This window comes from Micromonospora sp. DT227, assembly GCF_049841835.1.
Taxonomy (GTDB): Bacteria; Actinomycetota; Actinomycetes; order Mycobacteriales; family Micromonosporaceae; genus Micromonospora.
Window position 1 is genome coordinate 1 of the sequence record NZ_JBNCLA010000104.1, and the last position, 230, is coordinate 230.

The window sequence follows — 230 nt, forward strand, 5'->3', positions numbered from 1 at the left end:
TTGTCGGCGAAGTCTGAGGTGGCGTTGCGGGCGCAGGCGCAGCGGCTGGCCGGGTTTGTGGCCGACCGGCCTGACGTCGAGCCGGTCGTGGTGGGGCGGGCGTTGGCGGACAGCCGGGCGACCCGGTTCACGCATCGGGGTGTCGTGCTCGGCCAGGATCGGTCGGCGTTGGTGGACGGGTTGCAGGCGTTGGCTTCTGGTGTCGAGGCGCCGGGGGTGGTTGCCGGGGT

At 72.6% G+C, this 230-nt stretch carries 1 protein-coding gene; it reads left to right on the forward strand.

The annotated features are described in order from the left end of the window. Positions 1–230: hypothetical protein (locus tag ACLQ2W_RS34090; protein ID WP_425792042.1), on the forward strand; the 230-nt coding region annotated here is incomplete at both ends.